The sequence below is a fragment of the Kitasatospora sp. NPDC088742 genome (assembly GCF_055584905.1).
In genome coordinates, this window is sequence record NZ_JBVJLD010000028.1 from 69,308 (window position 1) to 85,876 (window position 16,569).

Consider the following 16,569-nt stretch of genomic DNA (forward strand, 5'->3'; position numbering starts at 1 on the left):
CGTGCGACGTGGAGGGGATGGACATGGAGGAGCTCGGCGAGGACTGGGTGAAGCGGGGCGCGTGCCGGACGGCCGACCCGGACGAGCTGTTCGTCGACGGTTCGGCGCAGAACCGGGCGAAGGCGATCTGCGGCGGCTGCCCGGTCCGCACCGAGTGCCTCTCCCACGCGCTCGACCAGCGGATCGAGCACGGCGTCTGGGGCGGCATGACCGAACGCGAACGCCGGGCCCTGCTGCGCCGCCGCCCCACGGTGGACTCCTGGGCCGGGCTCCTGGAGCAGGCACGGACCGAGCACGAGCAGCGGGCCTCGGCCGACCGCGCGGCCCTGCGGCAGGCCTGGTCGGCGTAGCCGGGAAGGCCCGCGGGCGTCCGAGGCCCGCTGCTCGTGCTCCGTCAGGTCGGGGTCAGTGCTCGGTGACGTCGACTCCGCGCCAGAAGGCCACCCGGTCGCGGACGTGCTCCGCCTCGGGCAGCGGGTCGGCGTAGTACCAGGCGGCGTCGGCGTTGGTCTGCCCGTCGACGAGGAGGGAGTAGTAGGAGGCCGTCCCCTTCCACCCGCACATGGTCGTGGTGGTGGACGGGAGGAGGAACTCCCGCAGTACGGAGTCGGCCGGGAAGTAGTGGTTCCCCTCGACGACGACGGTCTCGTCGCTCCGGGCGATGACGGTGTCCTGCCAGCGTGCTGTGGTCATGCCCGGATTCTCGCCGAGGGGGCGCCCGGGTTTCAACGGGTGGTGCGGGCAAGGCTCCTGACGGAAGGTCGGCCGGCGGCGAGGAGCTCAGGAGCCGGTCCCCTGCGTGATGAGGCCGGTGAGTGCCCGCCGCATGATCCGCTCGAACCGCGGCTGCTCGTCCTGCGCCGGGTCCGCTTCCGACTGCTCGGCCATGGCCGCCGCGACGTGCGGGTGCCCACCTCGGGCCGCCGTCTCGCCGAGGTACGCGGCCTGCGCCCCTTGGCGGCCGGTGAGTCCGCGGCCGCTCTGCAGCTCGGCGCGGGAGAACTGCTCGGTCAGGGCGTTGAGCAGGGCGACGATCTCCAGGCAGGTCCGGCCGGGCAGCCCGGCGGGGGCGAGTGCCCGGAGCGCGTACTCCAGGAAGTCCATCCCGTTCGGGCCGATCCGGAGCGGCTCCGGGGGTACGTCGACGAGCCAGGGGTGCCGCAGTCGCGCGTCCTTCGCCCGGACGGCGAGGGCGGCCAGGTCCTCGACCGGGTCACCGGTGAGCGGGACGGCCAGGTCGATCTCGCCCGCGACCGCGTCCGTCATCAGGTCGAGGAGGTCGTCGCGGGAGCCGAGGTAGCGGTACAGCGATGCCTGGCCGGTGCCCAGTTCCGCGCCGACCTGGCGCATGGACACGGCCGCGAGGCCGCCCAGGTCCGCCAGCCGGACGGCGACTTCGGCCAACTCCGCGCGGGAGTGCACCGCGGCGGGCCCGCGTGCGCCGCGCTCCGGCCGGGTCCAGACGATGACGGGCTCCTGGGCCACTCGTGCACCTGCTCTCATCCGCTGTCCGTTCGTGCCGCTGTCTGCGGGCGCCCCCTATACTAAAACTGCGAACACCGATCGCACTTTATTGGGAGGCCGCCATGCCCGAGTCCGCCATGTCCGAGTCCACCGCGTACCCGTGGACCCCGGTCCGCTTCGCCGAGAACGGGCCGGTCGAGCTCGCGTACGACCGGTTCACCGAGGGGCCCGAGGGGTCCGACGGGGAGCCGCTGCTGCTGATGACCGGCCTCGGCGTCAACCGGCTCTGGATCCCGGACGGCCTGTGCCACCTGCTCGCCGAGGCGGGCTTCGCCGTAGCCCGCTACGACCAGCGCGACGGCGGCGAGTCCACCCACCTGCCGCCCGTCGCCGCCAGGAACCCCATCTCCGCGCTGTTCCGCAAGCGCGGCGGCGCCTACACGGCCGAGGACATGGCGGACGACGCGATCGCCGTCATGGACGCGCTGGGCTGGGAGTCCGCGCATCTGCTCGGCGTCTCCCTCGGCGGCGCCATCGCCCAGCGCGTGGCCCTGCGACACCCGGACCGGGTCCGGTCCGTCACGACCATGGCCGCGGTTCCCGGCGACGTCGCGGGCCTGAGGACCCTGCGGTTCATCCGGCTGGGGACCCTCGCGAAGTTCGCCAAGCTGAAGTTCCCCGACACCCGGGAGGGCGCGATAGCCGCCGGCGTCGAGGTCTCCCGGCTGCTCGCCTCACCGGCCCGCCCCTTCGACGAGCCCGCCGCGAGGCAAGCCGTCGAGCGCACCGCCGACGCGGGCGTGCACGACCAGCAGGCGCAGAGCCGCCAGATCGGCGCCCAGTGGCACGGCGGTCCGATCAGCGCCATCCGGCGGCCGACCCTGGTCCTGCACGGCGCGGACGACCCCCTGATCAAGCCCACCGCCGCGACGGCGATCGCCTCCCGCATCCCGAACGCCCGCAAACTGCTGCTGCCCGAGGTCGGCCACGAACTGCCCGAACCGGTCTGGCACACCATCACCGCCGAGCTCCGCGCACTGGCCGACGCGGCTGCGCACAGCTGAGACCGCGCCGCCGAGGAGCGGCCCCGTTGGGAAGGAATCCGCAATGCGGGGGGAGCCTTTCCGCTTCGGTGGCGAGGCCGGTCCGTTCGGACACCGAGGGGATGGGAATCGGCCAACCTTCCATCAGCGGAGCGGAGTTCGCGGCCCTCCCGTCTAGCCTGCCCGTGCGATTTCTGACGGGGGAGGTGGCGGATGGGTGTCGTACTGCCCGACGAACTGGCCTGGGTGCTGGATCTGATCGGAGTCAACTGGCCGAACGTGGACGAGGACGACTACCGCGAAATGGCCGATGCCATGAGGGAGTTGGCCGAGGAGATCGACACCGGAGCGGCCGACGCGCACTCGGCGGTGCAGGACATGCTGGGCGCCAACGCGGGGCTCGCCGTGCAGGCCTTCGAGGCGCACTGGGGGAAGGTCTCCGGCGAGCACCTGCACCTCCTCGCCGAGGGTGGGCGGCTGGTGGCCGTCTGCCTGGACGGGGTGGCCGTGGTCATCGAGGGCGCGAAGATCGCCGCCATCGTCCAACTCGGCATCATGGCGGCGGAGGTGATAGCCGCTCAGGCCGCAGCGCCGTTCACCTTCGGGCTCTCCGAAATCGGCGCCGCCGGCGCCACCCAGGTGACCCGGGTGATCGTGCGGCGGCTGCTCAAGGAGGCCGAACAGCAGATCATCGACGAACTCGTCTCCATGGCGATGGGTGAAGTGATGGAGAAGGTCGGCGGAATGGCCGGGAAGCTGGTCGTCAACCTGCTGGAGGACGCCGCCGCCGGTGGGGGGAACGCGGCATGAGCGACGGGTTCAAGCACGACCCCGATTCCTTCGAGAACCTGGCGAAGAAGTTCGACGGCCACTCCGACGGCCTCGCCGCCTCGCAGCGGCGCCACCACGGCCGGGCCCGTTCGGCGTTCGGCCGCACCAAGGGCAAGGGCGGCCTCGCGGCCGCCGCCGAACAGGGCATCGGCCGGCTGCTGGACGTCATGGAGCAGGGGCAGACGGCCCTCCGCAAGCACATGAAGGACATGGGCAGCGGACTCCGGAAGACCAGTGCCAACCACCGGGCCAACGAGCAGAGCATCGTCGACGGCCTCAAGGGCAAGGACGGCAAGGGCGGCCCGAAGAGCCCGAGGACGGGCGACGGGAAGCCGGGTGGCAAGCCGGGCGGGCGCGACGGAGACGGCCGGTCGAAGCCTCCGGCCTCACCCCGCCTGCGGGACGGTGCCGGTGACCCGCGCGGGACGGCCGTGCCGGTCGGCTCCCGGAAGTGCGCGAGCGACCCGGTGGACGTCGCCTCCGGGGAGATGGTGCTGGCGCAGCAGGACGTCGCACTGCCGGGAGCGCTGCCCCTGCTGCTCAGCCGCACCCACGTCTCCTCGTACCGCTCCGGCGGCTGGTTCGGCCGCTCCTGGGCCTCGACCCTCGACCAGCGGGTCGAACTCGATGACGAGGGCGTGGTGTTCGCGACCGAGGACGGGATGCTGCTGGTCTACCCCGTGCCCCGGGCCGATGCCGAGGTGCTGCCGGTGGAGGGCCCGCGCTGGCCGCTCTCCTGGGACCCGGAGGTGCCGGGAGGGCTGCGGATCGCGAATCCGCACACCGGGCTGAGCTGGCACTTCGCCACCGCGACCGGCCCGGACGGCGACGCGGTCGCGGTCCACCGCCCTTCCGCCGCACTGCAGTTGCCGATCTCCGCGATCACCGACCGGAACGGCCTGCGGATCGACTTCGACTACGGCCCCGGTGGCGTGCCGGTCGGGGTGCGCCACGGCGGGGGCTACCACGTCGCCGTGGACACCGAGGGGCGGCGGATCACGGGCCTGCGGCTGCTCGACACTCCCGAGCCGGACGCCCCTGGCATCCCGCTGCTGACGTTCGGCTACGACGGCAACGTCCGGCTGGCCCGAGTGGTGAACTCTTCCGGCCTGGCCCTCGGCTTCACCTACGACGAGGCCGGGCGGATCACCACCTGGACGGACCGCAACCAGCGCCGGTACCGCTACCTCTACGACCGGTCCGGCCGGTGCGTGCAGACCCGCGGCGAGCAGGGATTCCTCGACGCGGTCTTCGCCTACGACACCGGACGGCGCGTCACCACCGTCACCAACTCCCTCGGCGCGGCCACGGTCTACGGGCTCAACGAGCTCGGCCAGACCGTCGCCGAGACCGATCCGCTGGGCCACACCGTCCACTCGGTGTGGGACCGCTTCGACCGGCTGCTCTCCAGGACCGACCCGCTCGGCCGGACCAGCGGCTACGACTACGACGTCGACGGCAACCTGGCCGCCGTCGCCCTGCCCGACGGCAGCCTGACCACCGCCGTCCACGACCCCCGCCACCGGCCCGTCCGGCAGACCGACCCGTGCGGAGCGGTCTGGGAGTACGGCTACGACGATCGCGGCAACCCGCTGACGGTCACCGACCCGCTCGGCGCGGTCACCCGCTACGGCCGGACGGCCGAGGGCTTCCTCACCGAGGTCACCGACGCGAACGGCGCGACGACCCGCATCGTCAACGACACCGCGGGCCTGCCGGTCGAGATCACCGATCCGCTCGGCGCGGTCACCCGCTGCCGCCGCGACGCCTTCGGCCGGCCGGTCGAGGTGGTGGACCCGCTGGGCGGTGCGGTGCGTTACGAGTGGACCACCGAGGGCCTTCCGGCCCGGCGGCTGCACGGCGACGGCACCGCGGAGCAGTGGACGTACGACGGCGAGGGCAACCTCCTCGAACACACCGACCGCACCGGCGCCGTCACCCGCTTCGAGTACACCCACTTCGACCTGGTGGCCGCCCGCACCACACCCGACGGCGCCCGTCACACCTTCGGCTACGACACCGAGCTCCGACTGCGGTCCGTCACCGACCACCGCGGCCTCAGCTGGACCTACGAGTACGACGCCAACGGCCTGCCGACCAGCGAACGGGACTTCGACGGAAGGGAGTTGACGTACCAGCACGACCCGGCGGGCCAGCTCCTGCGCCGCACCAACGGCGCCGGCCAGAGCATCGAGTACGACTACGACGGCGCCGCCCGGATGGTCCGCCAGCGCACCGACGCCGGGGCGGTCACCACCTTCGGCTACGACCCGGCCGGCCGGCTCGTCGAGGCCACCAATCCCGACGCCGCCCTGACGTTCCGTTACGACCCCGCCGGCAACCTGCTCGCCGAGACCTCCGGCGGCCGCTCCGTCGAGCACCGCTACGACGCCCTCGGGCACCGGACCCACCGCCGGACCCCGAGCGGCGCCGTCTCCCACTGGCAGTACGACGCCGCCGGCCACCCCGCCGCGCTGGACGCCTCCGGCCACCGGGTGGCGTTCGGCCACGACCTGGCGGGCCGTGAGGTCCTCCGCGACCTGGGCGCCGCGGTGCTGCGCCACACCTGGGACGGCGCGCACCGGCTCACCGCCCAGCTCCTGGAGCACGGCACCGGCGGCACCCGCCTGCACGAGCGCTCCTACGCCTACGGCCCGGGGGACGTCCTCGCGCTGGTGGACGACTCCCGCACCGGCCGCCGCTCCTACGAGACGGACCGGACCGGCCGGGTCCGCACCGTCACCGGGCAGGCGGGCGGGGAGAGTTACGCCTACGACCCGGCCGGCAACCTCACCCGGGCCGCCTGGCCCGCCGTCGATCCCGATCTGCCGCAGGGCGAACGCACCGTCTCCGGCACCCGGTTGGTGAGCGCCGGGCGCACCGGCTACGAGTACGACGCCCAGGGCCGGGTGGTCCGGCAGACCAGGCGGCTGCTCTCCGGCGGGCGGCGGGTCTGGTCCTACCGCTGGGACGCCGAGGACCGGCTGCGCGCGGTCACCACCCCGGACGGGTCGCTCTGGCGCTACCAGTACGACCCGTCCGGGCGGCGGACGGCCAAACTGCGGCTCGCGGCCGACGGCACCACCGTGCTGGAGCGGTTCGACTTCGTCTGGGAGGGCACCGTCCTGGCGGAGCAGGACCACCGGCCCGAGCCGGGCGCACCCGTCCGCACCACCACCTGGGACTGGGAGCCGGGCGGGTACCGGGCGGTCTCGCAGACCGTGACGGAGCATCAGGACGGTTCGGCGGAGCCCGGCTCGGGGCCGGTGCCGCGCACCGGAGCCGACCGGCGGTTCTACGCCGTCGTCACCGATCAGGTGGGCACCCCCGGCGAGCTGGTCGACGAGCAGGGGGAGATCGCCTGGCAGCAGGGCTTCACCCTGTGGGGGACGCCGTCGGACCCGGGACGGGGCGAGGCGGACTGCCCGCTGCGCTTCCCCGGCCAGTACCTCGACCGGGAGACCGGCTGGCACTACAACCTGCACCGCTACTACGACCCGCTGACCGCCCGCTACCAGTCCCCGGACCCGCTCGGCCTGGCCCCCGCGCCCAATCCGGCCACCTACGTCCGCAACCCCCTGGTGTGGATCGACCCGCTCGGGCTGACCCCCTGTCAGTCCACCATCGACGCCGGTCAGAACACCACGCACGGCCACATCGCGGGCGTCACCATCCACAACCCCGACGGCTCGGTCCGGCTGGAGTACGGCCTCTGGAGCGGACGCACCACCCCGGAGGAGGCCACGCTCGGCACCGGCTACAACGCCCAGGCCGTCACCCACACCGAACACCGGGTCTCCCGTCTCTCCGGCGCCTCCACCGGCCCCCGGATCTCCATCCCCAACGACCCCTACCACGGCCAGATCCCCATGCAGCGGGGCGAGACGGCGGTGATCGACGCCGTCCTGCCGCCCTGTACGCGCTGCCAGGGGGCAATGAACCGAATGAACCGCGAGCTCGGAGTGAATGTCGTATACAGGTGGGACGGCCCCCAAGGGGCGGGGACGTGGGTGGCGGGAAGGCGGAGGCGTTGATGAGGCTGGTCGCACGTGCGGTGGGCACCGCGGAGGACGAGGACGACGAGGTCCTGGAGGCGGGCTTCTCCGAGCAGGAGGACGGCTCCGGGATCGCACTGCTCTTCCAACGCGACCTGTTCGCCGAGGACCCGTGGGAGGGCGAGGACGATGAGGACGACCTCTTCAACAACACCTACTGCCTCACCACCGGCAGCGGCGGCACCTGCTACGGCGGCCTGCTCGCCGTGGAGTTCACCCCCGGCCGGGCGGTCTTCACCCTGACCCCGCTCGCCGCCTCCACCCTGGGCCTGGAGCCGACCGTGGAGGTGGAGTTCGCCGCCCCGGGGGCGGACCTCGACGAGTTCGCGGCGGTCCTGCGACGGGTCGTCAGCTGGGGGATGCCCAGCCAGGTCCCCGAGCTCACCGGCATCTGACCTGCCGTCACCCCTGTGCGGGAGCGCCCGGCGTGGCTGCCCGGGCGGGCCCGCGGGGTGGCGGAGACTGCTCGGACGGTCGGTGGCGGGGAGGTGCGGGTGTGGGTTCTGCCGGAGCGTCAGCGCCGTACGCCGGCCGAGCTGCGGGCGGACCTCGACCTGACGGACGGTGACGCGCGGGCGAAGCAGTCGGCGTTCTGGGTGATGCTGGTGCTGTCGGCGGTGATCGCGGCGTGCGGGGTGCTGACGGACTCCACGGCGACGGTGATCTGGGCGATGATCATCGCCCCGCTGTCGACGCCGATCACGGGCGTCGCGCTCGGCGCGGTCCGGGGCGGCAGCGGTACGGCGGTACGGTTCGTGCTGGCCGGCGTGGTGCTGGTGGTGGGGATCGGCGCGCTGGCCTCGCCGGCGGTTCCGGCCTCCTACGACCTGCTGTCGGATCCTCAGGTCGCGGGCCGGACCTCCCCGGGGCTGCTGGACCTGGCGGCGGCGCTCGCCACGGGCTTCGCCGGGGCGGTCGCGCCGGCCCGCAAGGACGCGGCGGCCGTGCTGCCGGGCGGGGGACGCCGCATCGAGGCCGGCCGGGTGGGCCGCTGACGGGCCGTCCGGCCCGGAAGGCACTGCCGGTCGGGTTCGGTCGGGTTCGGTCAGTTTGCGGCGAGGGGCGGTTCGGCGCTCGTTGCGACTGGAATTCCGGGCGGGGGACGCCAAGACTGCTTCCCGTGACGCAATCCGGGCTCCAGCAGCCCCCGCTCTTCGACCCCGCCGCCGTTCCGCTCGGGCCGGCCATCTGGTCCCGGAACTTCCGGTACTACTTCACCGCCCGCAGCGCCGGCCTGCTCGGGCACACCATGCTGCCGGTGGCGGTCTCCGCCGGGCTGATCGGGGCGGGCCACGGCCTGGGCAGCGTCGGGCTGGCGCTGGGCTGCATGACGGCGCCGTTCGCTGGGCTGGTGCTGTTCGGCGGGGTGCTCGCGGACCGGTTCACCGCCCGCCGGATGATGATCGGCGCCGATCTGGTGAACCTGGTGGTCCGGGTGCTGATGGCGGTGCTGTTCTTCCAAGGGGTCGAGCGGCTCTGGCAGTTGTACGCGCTGATGGCGGTGGCCGGTGGCGCCGCCGCGATGTTCCAGCCGGGCGCCGCCTCCACCGTCCCGCAGGTGGCCCGGGACGTGCAGGGGGCGAACGGGGTGCTGCGCGCCTCGGAGGCGGTGACGGCACTGCTCGGGCCGGCCCTGGCGGGCCTGCTGGTCGGCGCCGCCGCGACCGGCTGGGTGATGGTGCTGGCGGCCGTCACGTACGGGGTGAGCGCCTGCGGCCTGACCGCGCTGCGGCTGGCTCCGCCCGCCGCGCCGCCGCCCGGCGACAGCCTCTGGCGGAACCTGCTGACGGGCTGGCACGAGTTCCGCGCCCGGGCCTGGCTGTGGGGCACGATCGTGGTCTGGATGTTCTACACGCTGTTCTCGACCGGCCCGCTGCTGCCGGTGGCGGCGGGGGTGCTGGTCCCCGCGTACGGGTCCGCGCTGTTCGGCCTGGTCACCTGCGCGCTGGCGGTCGGGACGGTGTGCGGCGGGCTGCTGGCGATGCGGCTCAAGCCGGTGCGGCCGCTGGCCGCGGGCGCCCTGGCGCTGCTGGCCTTCCCGCTCTACCCGCTCGGGATCGTGCTGGGCTGGGGGGTGCCGGCGCTGGCCGCCGCCCAGGCGCTGGTCGGCACCGGCGTCACCTTCTGGGGCGTCATGTGGGCCACCAGCGTGCAGACCCAGGTGCCACGGGAGGTGTTGAACCGGATCCACGCCTACGACGTGGCCGGCTCGGTCTGCATGCTGCCGATCGGCAGTGCGCTGGCCGGCCCGGCCGCCGCGGCCTTCGGCCCGAAGGCCGTGCTCGGGGCGGTCGGGACGGCCGGGCTGGTGGTCGCGGCGGCGCTGCTGCTGATCCGGCCGGTGCGCGAGCTCCGGCGGGTGCCGGGCACCTGAGGGTCCGTCACCCCACCGGCGCCCGGGCCGGAAGGACGTTCCGCCCGCCCTGTGACCAACCCAACCCCGCCAGCAGAGGCGGTAGTTGACTTCTTCCGGAGCTCCAGCCTGGCGCCTAGAATCGACGCCGGGGGGCTTGATGGAGAGCAAGCAGAGAGTCGTGCGCCGGAACACCCTGCTGTCCAGGCTGCTGAACGCGGCCGCCGCGGTCGCGTTGGCGCTGCTGGTCTACAGCGTGCTCCGGGACAACCTGGCGGAGCCGGTGCAGCAGAGCTGGCCGTGGCGGCTGAAGCTGCTGGACATCCAGAGTGCCACCACCGCCGCGCTGGCCGCCGTCGGGGCCTCGCTGGCCCGGGCCCAGTACGCCCGGACGGTCCGGCCCGCACTCGGCCACACCGGCCGGGCGGTGGACGGCATGGCGCCGTTCGGGCAGCGGGCCTGGGCCTGTGAACTGACCAACGCCGCCGAGGACGTGGCCGTGGTCACCGAGATCGCCTACCTGGTGACCTTCCTGCCCGCGCCTCCGGACGCCCCGCCCGACGCACTGCCGCGGCCGGAGAGCGGCTGGGGCACGCCCCAGGAGGCGATCGCGGTGATCGTCGGGGCCGGTCTGGAGCTGCGCAAGGACTTCATGCTGGCCGTCAACGCGGCCGGCATCCCGATCCAGGCGCAGGGGTTCTGCTTCCTGGGCTGGTTCACCGAGGCCGCGATGCGGGTCATCGACGAGGTCTACATCCGGGTCCAGGTCACCGACCGGGTCGGTGACACCCACGAGCGGGTGATCGCCTGCCTCAAGGCGGCCGACCGGACCCCGGCGCACACCGACCCCGAGCTCTCCTGACCGGTCGCCAGCGCGCCGCCTCAGTACTCCTCGTCGGGGTAGCCCCAGTCGATGGAGACCTCGGCGTCGGGGGCGACCTCGGCGACGGCGGACGCGAACGAGCTCTCGAAGTACGGCTGCCAGCGGCCGAAGCCGCTGATGCTGATCGGGAACTTCGACTCGCCCGAGACGTGGTCGACGCCGTCGTCGCGGACCGCGCCGTAGCTGATCTGGCCCTCGAAGCCCTCGTCGCGCAGCAGTTCGCCGATGGACTCGGCGACGGCCTCGGCCTGCGCGGGGTCGGTGAGGCGGGAGACGGTGAAGTGGAGATCGATGTTGACCGACATGTCCGCAGGCTACCGGTCGTGCGGTTCGCTTCCCGAATCCGGGGCAAGAGGAACGAAACGGCCCGCGCCGACCGCGCGAGGCACCCGACCGGACAAGGGAGTTCACCCATGTCGTTCCTGTGGGCCGTCATCGCCGGCCTGGTCATCGGCCTGCTGGCCAAGCTCGTCCTGCCCGGCCGCCAGCCGATCCCGCTCTGGCTGACGGTGGTCCTCGGCGTGGTCGGCGGCCTGGCCGGCAACGCCCTCGCGAGCGCGCTCGGCGTGCGGGACACCGGTGGCATCGACTGGATCCGGCACTTCCTGCAGATCGGTGTCGCGGCGGTGCTGATCGCCGTGGTCACCCCGGTCTGGTCCCGCCGCGGCTGACGGCCCGTCAAGCTCGGCGCGGGTCAGTGGCCGACGAGCTGGGTGGCGCGCTTCACGGCGGCGGTGACCCGCTCGCGGGTGTCCTTCAGGGCGAGCTGGTTGCGCTCGATCATGCCGCGCTGGATGTCGGAGTCGACCTTGAACCAGGTTGCGACCAGGGAGGTCTGGTCCTTGCAGTCGATGTCGGCCAGGGCCACCGCGACGGCGGCCGCTCCGGCACCGGACGCGCCGCCGGCGAGGTTCACGGCGTCGTACGGCTCGGAGACGGTGTAGCCCTTGCCGGCCATGCAGGCGGACCACCGGCGGATGACGTCCTGGACGGCCGGGTCCTGCTGGGACTTGTCCAGGCTCTCGGCGTCCAGCCGGCTGACCAGGGTGGTGTCGATCCGGGAGCCGATCTTCTCGACGGCCTCGCCCTGGCAGCCGTCCGCCGGCACGGCGAGCCCGTTGTAGACCTCGGGCGCCTTCGCGGCGCCGGGCTTCATCTCCACCCGGCCGGTGAACACCGCCACCATGGCGGGGGTGAGGACGGGGGAGGGCGGCGGGGTGAAGGACTCGTCGCCGAGGCCGTAGCCGTACTGCTCGGCGGTGCGGCGGTCGGTGATGCCGTAGCGGCGGGGCATGTTGGTGTCGTCGTAGCTCGGCGCCGAGCCGCTGGTGAGCTTGGGGTCGTAGCTGAAGCCGAACCGTGCCATGCAGTCGCGCTCCATCTGGAAGACCGCGCTCTGGATGGTCCGCGACTCCGGGTGGGTCTGCATGTAGGCGGCCAGCGGCAGGGACAGGCCCTTGGCCAGACCGCTCTGCGGGACCGCCTCGGGCGCCGGCCGGCTGCCCTGCTCCGCGGCCGCGCCAGCCGTACCGACGGCCGGGGCGACGGTCGGGTTGGTGGAGGAGGAGCAGGCGCTCAGGCCGAGGAGGGCGGCGCCGGCCAGGACGGCCGCCAGGGTGGCGGCGGCGGGGCGTCCGGCGCGCGGGCCCGAGGTGGTGGTCACGTGTTTTCCTATTCGTGAGGGTGGTGGAGGATTCGGGCATGCGGCGGCCCGCATGCCCGAATCCTTTTTCCGGGAAATCAGCCCCAGTGCTGGGAGGCGTTCTCGTTCTTCAGGGTGGAATCCAGGTTCACGCCGTTGTTGCAGCCCCAGTCGCCGCTGATGTACTGGGAATGGCCCTGATAGGCGGAGTTGTAGTACACCCGGTAATTGGCGGTCGAGCTGCAGGCGAGCACCGAGGCGGCATTGTTCTTGACCGCCTGGCCGGAGCCGTTCCCGCCGTTGCCGAAGACGTAGGAGTAGTAGTAGGCGATGGCGCCGTTGGGGGAGTAGTAGGTCCCCGCGTAGTCCGAGACGTTGCCCAGGAACGAGGCGCGGCCGCTGGTGGTCCAGCCGTTGGCGTCGACGCTGTTGTAGTGGACGATCAGCACGTTCGTCCCGGTGCGGCAGTCCGCGTTCGTGTTGGTGTCACAGTTGTCCGAGACGTTGTAGGTGGTCACCGCGCCGGCCGGTGAGGCCGTCACCACGGGGGCGACGACCGCCCCGATACCCGCTGCCGCCAGTCCGAGGGAACGCAGTCTTCCCAGCTTCCGCTTCATGCGGCAAATCCTTCGCTTTTCGTGCCGCGGCGATAATTCAGCCGGGCGCTTCCACGGGGGCGCCTGTGGTCAGCCCCCCTCCGGTCAGATGCCGGTGCACGGCGAATCATTCGTCACCGAACCGATTGGAGTCAAGCGTGCGTCATGTCACATCCCGGCCCCCCGGTGTGAACTTGCAACGGCCGCCCGCTCCTGCTCATATGGGGCGATTGCGCAGGCCGGGAATATCACTCTGGGTGCGAACGTAACCGTCAATTCGGACATTTGGTTGAGGAAGCCGTGACTGCACGTGTATCCAGACGATCGGTGGTCGTCGCCACGGCTGCCCTGTCCGTGCTGCTGAGCGGCGCGGGGGTGGGCGCCTCCCTGCTGGTCAAGTCCCCGGCCCAGGCCGCCGCCGAGACCGGTCCGCCGCCGGCCGACGTCCTGACCGCCCGGGTCGAGCGGCAGGTGCTGACCTCCACCGTGATCACCCGTGGCCAGGTCACCGCCGCCCGGTCCGTCGACGTGATGCCGGTCAGCGCCGGTGCGGGCGGCGGCTCGGCCGTGGTCACCAAACTCCCCGTCAGGCCCGGGGCCCAGGTCACCGCCGGCGAGCCGGTGGTGGAGGTGGCCGGCCGGCCCGTCTTCCCGCTCCAGGGCGAACTGCCCGTCTACCGCGACCTCAAGCCCGGCACCACGGGCCAGGACGTGGCCCAGCTGCAGACCGCCCTCAAGGCGCTCGGCTTCTCCTCGGACGGGGACCGCGCGGGCACCTTCGGCGAGGCCACCAAGGAGGCCGTCACCGCCTTCTACCGCGCCCACGGCTACGACCCGCAGTCCGTCGGCACGGACGGCGCGGCCCAGGTGACCGCCGCCGAGGAGGCCGTCACCTCCGGGCAGCGGGCCCTCGCCGACGCCAAGGAGGCCGCGGCCGCAGGCCCCGCCGCAGGTCCGACGCCCACCTCCACGCCCACCTCCGCGACCAAGCAGGTCGAGCGCGCCACCGAGGACCTGGCCCGGCTCCAGGCCCGCCTCGCCAAGGTGAAGGCGGAGAACGGCCCGATGGTCCCCTCCGGCGAGATCGTCTACCTCCCGGGCTTCCCCGCCCGGGTGGAGAGCGTGGCCGCCCGGGTCGGCGCGGTCCCCTCCGGCCGGATCCTCACGCTGTCGGCGGGCGCCCTGGTCGTCCAGGGCCGGCTCGGCCAGGCGGACCGGGGGCTGGTGCACGCCGGGCAGAAGGTGGAGATCCTCTCCGAGCTGACCGGCGACAAGGCGGGCGCCACCGTGACGAGCATCGCCGACTCCGCCAGTGCCGCCCAGCAGGGCGTCGACCCCGCCGCCCCGGGGCAGGCCGCCCCGGCCGGCGGCCCGGCCGCGGGCCCGGCCGGCTTCGGCCTGGTGGTCGACCCGGACACCGCGCTGGATCCCCGACTCGCGGGCCAGGACGTCCGGTTGACCATCGTGGCGGCCTCGTCCCCGGGCCCGGTCCTGGTGGTCCCGGTCTCCGCCATCACGGCCGCCGCCGACGGCCGCACCGTGCTCACCGTGCTGGAGAACGGCCAGCGCCGCCGGGTCGAGGTGACCCCGGGCACGGTCGGCGGTGGCAGCGCCGAGGTGCGGCCGGTCGCCGAGGGCACGGTCAAGGAGGGCGACCAGGTGATCGTCGGTGTCCGCAGCGCCGGCAACACCCCTGCGGCGGGCGCCAAGTGAGCGCCCCCGTCGTGGAGTTCGAGCAGGTCGGGCTCACCTACCCGGGCCCGCCGCCGGTCACGGCGCTGCACGCCTGCGACCTCACCGTGGGACGCGGCGACTTCGTCGCGGTGGTCGGCCCGTCCGGCTCCGGCAAGTCGACCTTCCTGAACATCGCCGGGCTGCTGGACCGCCCGACCGGCGGCCGCTACCTGCTGAACGGCCTCGACACCGCCGCACTCTCCGAGCGGGACCGCACCGCCCTGCGCGGGCGGGAGATCGGCTTCGTCTTCCAGTCCTTCCACCTGCTCCCGCACCGCAGCGCCACCGAGAACGTCGCCCTGGCCTGCCTCTACACCCCCGGCCGGGGGCGCCGTGAGGCGGCCGCGCGGCGGGCCCTGGCCCGCGAGGCGCTGGAGACCGTCGGCCTCGGCCACCGGCTGGACGCCCTGCCCACCCGCCTCTCCGGCGGTGAACGCCAACGCGTTGCCATCGCAAGGGCGTTGGTCTCCCGGCCCAGCCTGCTGCTCTGCGACGAACCGACCGGCAACCTGGACTCCGCCACCGCCGAGTCCGTCCTCGCCCTGGTCGAGCAGCTCAACCGCGACGGGATGACCGTCGTCCTGATCACCCACGACCCGCAGGTGGCCGCCCGCGCGTCGCGCACGGTCGCGATCCGCGACGGCGTCCTGACCGAGGCGGTGCCGGCATGACGGACCCTCAGCCCCTGACGGCGGGGCGCCGCCTGACGCGTCGTCGCCCCCGGCCGTCCGCTCCCGTCAAGCCCTCGCGCCCCGTCGAGCCCTCACGGCTCAGGCTGCGGGACCTGCTCTCGGAGGCCCTGGCCGGCATCCTGCAGCGCCCCGCCCGCTCGGCGCTCACCGCCGTCGGCACCGTCCTCGGTGTCGGCACCTTCGTCGCGGTGCTCGGCCTGACCGCGACCACCAGCTCGCAGATCGACGCGCGGTTCAACCTGCTCAGCGCCACCGAGGTGACGGTCGAGGACACCGGCGGCAGCCGCCCCGACCTGGTGCCGCTCTCCTTCCCCCGCGACGCCGACGCCCGCATCCAGCGCCTCAACGGCGTCGAGGCCGGCGGCACCTTCTGGAACGTCAGGTTCCCCGACGCCGCCGTGCGCGCCGCCCCGGTCGGCCGTCCGGCCGGCGGCGAACAGGTCCCGGTGGTCGCCGCCTCGGCCGGCGCTCTGGCGGCGGCCGCCCCGCACCTGGTCCAGGGCCGGGCCTTCGACGCCTGGCACGACAGCAGCGGCCAGGAGGTCGCGGTGATCGGCTCGGCCCTGGCCGCACGGCTCGGCATCACCACGCTGGAGACCCAGCCCGCGGTGTTCGTCGACGGCCGCCCGTTCCTGGTCGTCGGCATCATGGACGGCGTGGAGCGCAAGCCGGACCTGCTGCTCTCGGTCACCGTCCCGCAGGGCACCGCGCTGCGGCTCTGGGGCGAACCCAAGGGCGACCGCGCCAAGATGCTGGTCTCCACCAGGATCGGCGCCGCCCAGCAGGTCGCCGACGAGGCGGCGCTCGCGCTGGACCCGACCCACCCGGACCGCTTCAAGGCAGTCCCGCCGCCGGACCCGAGGTCGCTGCGCTCCAACGTGAGCTCGGACCTGGACCAGCTCTTCCTGCTGCTCTCCGCGATCTGCCTCGTCATCGGCTCGATCGGCATCGCCAACACCACCCTGGTCGCCGTCCTGGAGCGGACCGGGGAGATCGGCCTGCGCCGGGCGCTCGGGGCCAGGGGCCGGCACATCACGGGCCAATTCCTCACCGAGTCGGCGACCTTGGGGCTGCTCGGCGGACTGGTCGGCACCACGATCGGCGTCCTCACCGTCCTCGGCGTCGCTCTGGCCCGGGACTGGACCCCGGTCATCGACCCCGCCACCGTCGTCTCGGCCCCGGTCATCGGCCTGGTCACGGGCCTGGTCGCCGGCCTCTACCCGGCCTGGCGCGCCTCCCGGATCGCCCCGGCCGAGGCGCTGCGCCGCTGAGCCCG

17 protein-coding genes are annotated in these 16,569 nt (G+C 73.4%); 12 read left to right on the forward strand and 5 right to left on the reverse strand.

Annotated elements, in window-relative coordinates; all coding sequences use genetic code 11:
- Window positions 1–23 precede the first annotated feature (23 nt).
- A complete protein-coding gene (locus ACZ6ZR_RS22120; protein ID WP_465644778.1) occupies window positions 24–350 on the forward strand; it encodes a WhiB family transcriptional regulator in 327 nt (108 codons plus the stop codon).
- A gap of 55 nt (window positions 351–405) precedes the next feature.
- Here ACZ6ZR_RS22120 and ACZ6ZR_RS22125 read toward each other — a convergent pair whose 3' ends face one another.
- Window positions 406–693, reverse strand: a complete 288-nt coding sequence (locus tag ACZ6ZR_RS22125) for a DUF427 domain-containing protein (RefSeq protein ID WP_465644780.1) — start codon at window positions 691–693, stop codon at window positions 406–408.
- An 87-nt stretch (window positions 694–780) separates the two neighbouring features.
- Window positions 781–1,503 (reverse strand): TetR/AcrR family transcriptional regulator, encoded by a 723-nt coding sequence (locus ACZ6ZR_RS22130; protein ID WP_465644782.1) that lies wholly within the window; start codon window positions 1,501–1,503, stop codon window positions 781–783.
- An 83-nt stretch (window positions 1,504–1,586) separates the two neighbouring features.
- Between ACZ6ZR_RS22130 and ACZ6ZR_RS22135 the strand changes: the two genes are divergently transcribed.
- The 7 genes from ACZ6ZR_RS22135 (at window position 1,587) to ACZ6ZR_RS22165 (ending at window position 10,608) form a co-directional block, all read left to right on the forward strand.
- Window positions 1,587–2,528 carry an alpha/beta fold hydrolase gene (locus tag ACZ6ZR_RS22135; protein WP_465644784.1) on the forward strand — a complete coding sequence of 314 codons (942 nt, stop codon included), beginning with the start codon at window positions 1,587–1,589 and terminating at the stop codon, window positions 2,526–2,528.
- Between the two features lie 192 nt (window positions 2,529–2,720).
- Window positions 2,721–3,317, forward strand: a complete 597-nt coding sequence (locus tag ACZ6ZR_RS22140; protein WP_465644786.1) for a WXG100-like domain-containing protein — start codon at window positions 2,721–2,723, stop codon at window positions 3,315–3,317.
- Window positions 3,314–7,372, forward strand: coding sequence for a DUF6531 domain-containing protein (locus ACZ6ZR_RS22145; protein ID WP_465644788.1), 4,059 nt, complete (start codon window positions 3,314–3,316; stop codon window positions 7,370–7,372). Before ACZ6ZR_RS22140 ends, ACZ6ZR_RS22145 begins: the two co-directional genes overlap by 4 nt.
- On the forward strand, window positions 7,372–7,788 hold the full coding sequence (locus ACZ6ZR_RS22150; protein ID WP_465644790.1) for a hypothetical protein: 417 nt from the start codon (window positions 7,372–7,374) through the stop codon (window positions 7,786–7,788). The genes ACZ6ZR_RS22145 and ACZ6ZR_RS22150 overlap by 1 nt, the downstream gene beginning before the upstream one ends.
- Window positions 7,789–7,887: 99 nt before the next feature.
- Window positions 7,888–8,388: a DUF389 domain-containing protein gene (locus ACZ6ZR_RS22155; RefSeq protein WP_465644792.1), complete on the forward strand. Its 501-nt coding sequence runs from the start codon at window positions 7,888–7,890 to the stop codon at window positions 8,386–8,388.
- 125 nt (window positions 8,389–8,513) lie between these two features.
- Window positions 8,514–9,767 (forward strand): MFS transporter, encoded by a 1,254-nt coding sequence (locus ACZ6ZR_RS22160; RefSeq protein ID WP_465644794.1) that lies wholly within the window; start codon window positions 8,514–8,516, stop codon window positions 9,765–9,767.
- Between the two features lie 160 nt (window positions 9,768–9,927).
- Window positions 9,928–10,608 carry a hypothetical protein gene (locus ACZ6ZR_RS22165; protein WP_465644796.1) on the forward strand — a complete coding sequence of 227 codons (681 nt, stop codon included), beginning with the start codon at window positions 9,928–9,930 and terminating at the stop codon, window positions 10,606–10,608.
- A 20-nt stretch (window positions 10,609–10,628) separates the two neighbouring features.
- Here the strand turns inward: ACZ6ZR_RS22165 and ACZ6ZR_RS22170 are convergent, their stop codons facing one another.
- Window positions 10,629–10,934, reverse strand: coding sequence for a hypothetical protein (locus ACZ6ZR_RS22170; RefSeq protein WP_465644798.1), 306 nt, complete (start codon window positions 10,932–10,934; stop codon window positions 10,629–10,631).
- A gap of 108 nt (window positions 10,935–11,042) precedes the next feature.
- Between ACZ6ZR_RS22170 and ACZ6ZR_RS22175 the strand changes: the two genes are divergently transcribed.
- The gene (locus ACZ6ZR_RS22175; RefSeq protein WP_465644800.1) at window positions 11,043–11,300 is read left to right on the forward strand and encodes a GlsB/YeaQ/YmgE family stress response membrane protein; all 258 of its coding nucleotides are present in this window, start codon (window positions 11,043–11,045) and stop codon (window positions 11,298–11,300) included.
- Between the two features lie 23 nt (window positions 11,301–11,323).
- Here ACZ6ZR_RS22175 and ACZ6ZR_RS22180 read toward each other — a convergent pair whose 3' ends face one another.
- Together ACZ6ZR_RS22180 and ACZ6ZR_RS22185 are read right to left on the reverse strand one after the other, a co-directional pair.
- Window positions 11,324–12,292, reverse strand: a complete 969-nt coding sequence (locus ACZ6ZR_RS22180; RefSeq protein ID WP_465644802.1) for a hypothetical protein — start codon at window positions 12,290–12,292, stop codon at window positions 11,324–11,326.
- A gap of 77 nt (window positions 12,293–12,369) precedes the next feature.
- Window positions 12,370–12,888: a hypothetical protein gene (locus ACZ6ZR_RS22185; RefSeq protein WP_465644804.1), complete on the reverse strand. Its 519-nt coding sequence runs from the start codon at window positions 12,886–12,888 to the stop codon at window positions 12,370–12,372.
- A gap of 306 nt (window positions 12,889–13,194) precedes the next feature.
- Between ACZ6ZR_RS22185 and ACZ6ZR_RS22190 the strand changes: the two genes are divergently transcribed.
- From ACZ6ZR_RS22190 to ACZ6ZR_RS22200, 3 genes are read left to right on the forward strand one after another with little or no spacing between them, the layout of a single operon-like run.
- Window positions 13,195–14,580: a peptidoglycan-binding protein gene (locus ACZ6ZR_RS22190; RefSeq protein ID WP_465644806.1), complete on the forward strand. Its 1,386-nt coding sequence runs from the start codon at window positions 13,195–13,197 to the stop codon at window positions 14,578–14,580.
- Entirely contained in the window at window positions 14,577–15,272 is a 696-nt protein-coding gene (locus ACZ6ZR_RS22195) for an ABC transporter ATP-binding protein (RefSeq protein ID WP_465644808.1), read from the forward strand. The genes ACZ6ZR_RS22190 and ACZ6ZR_RS22195 overlap by 4 nt, the downstream gene beginning before the upstream one ends.
- Complete coding sequence (locus ACZ6ZR_RS22200) at window positions 15,269–16,564, forward strand: ABC transporter permease (RefSeq protein WP_465644810.1); 1,296 nt, start codon at window positions 15,269–15,271, stop codon at window positions 16,562–16,564. Before ACZ6ZR_RS22195 ends, ACZ6ZR_RS22200 begins: the two co-directional genes overlap by 4 nt.
- Window positions 16,565–16,569 lie beyond the last annotated feature (5 nt).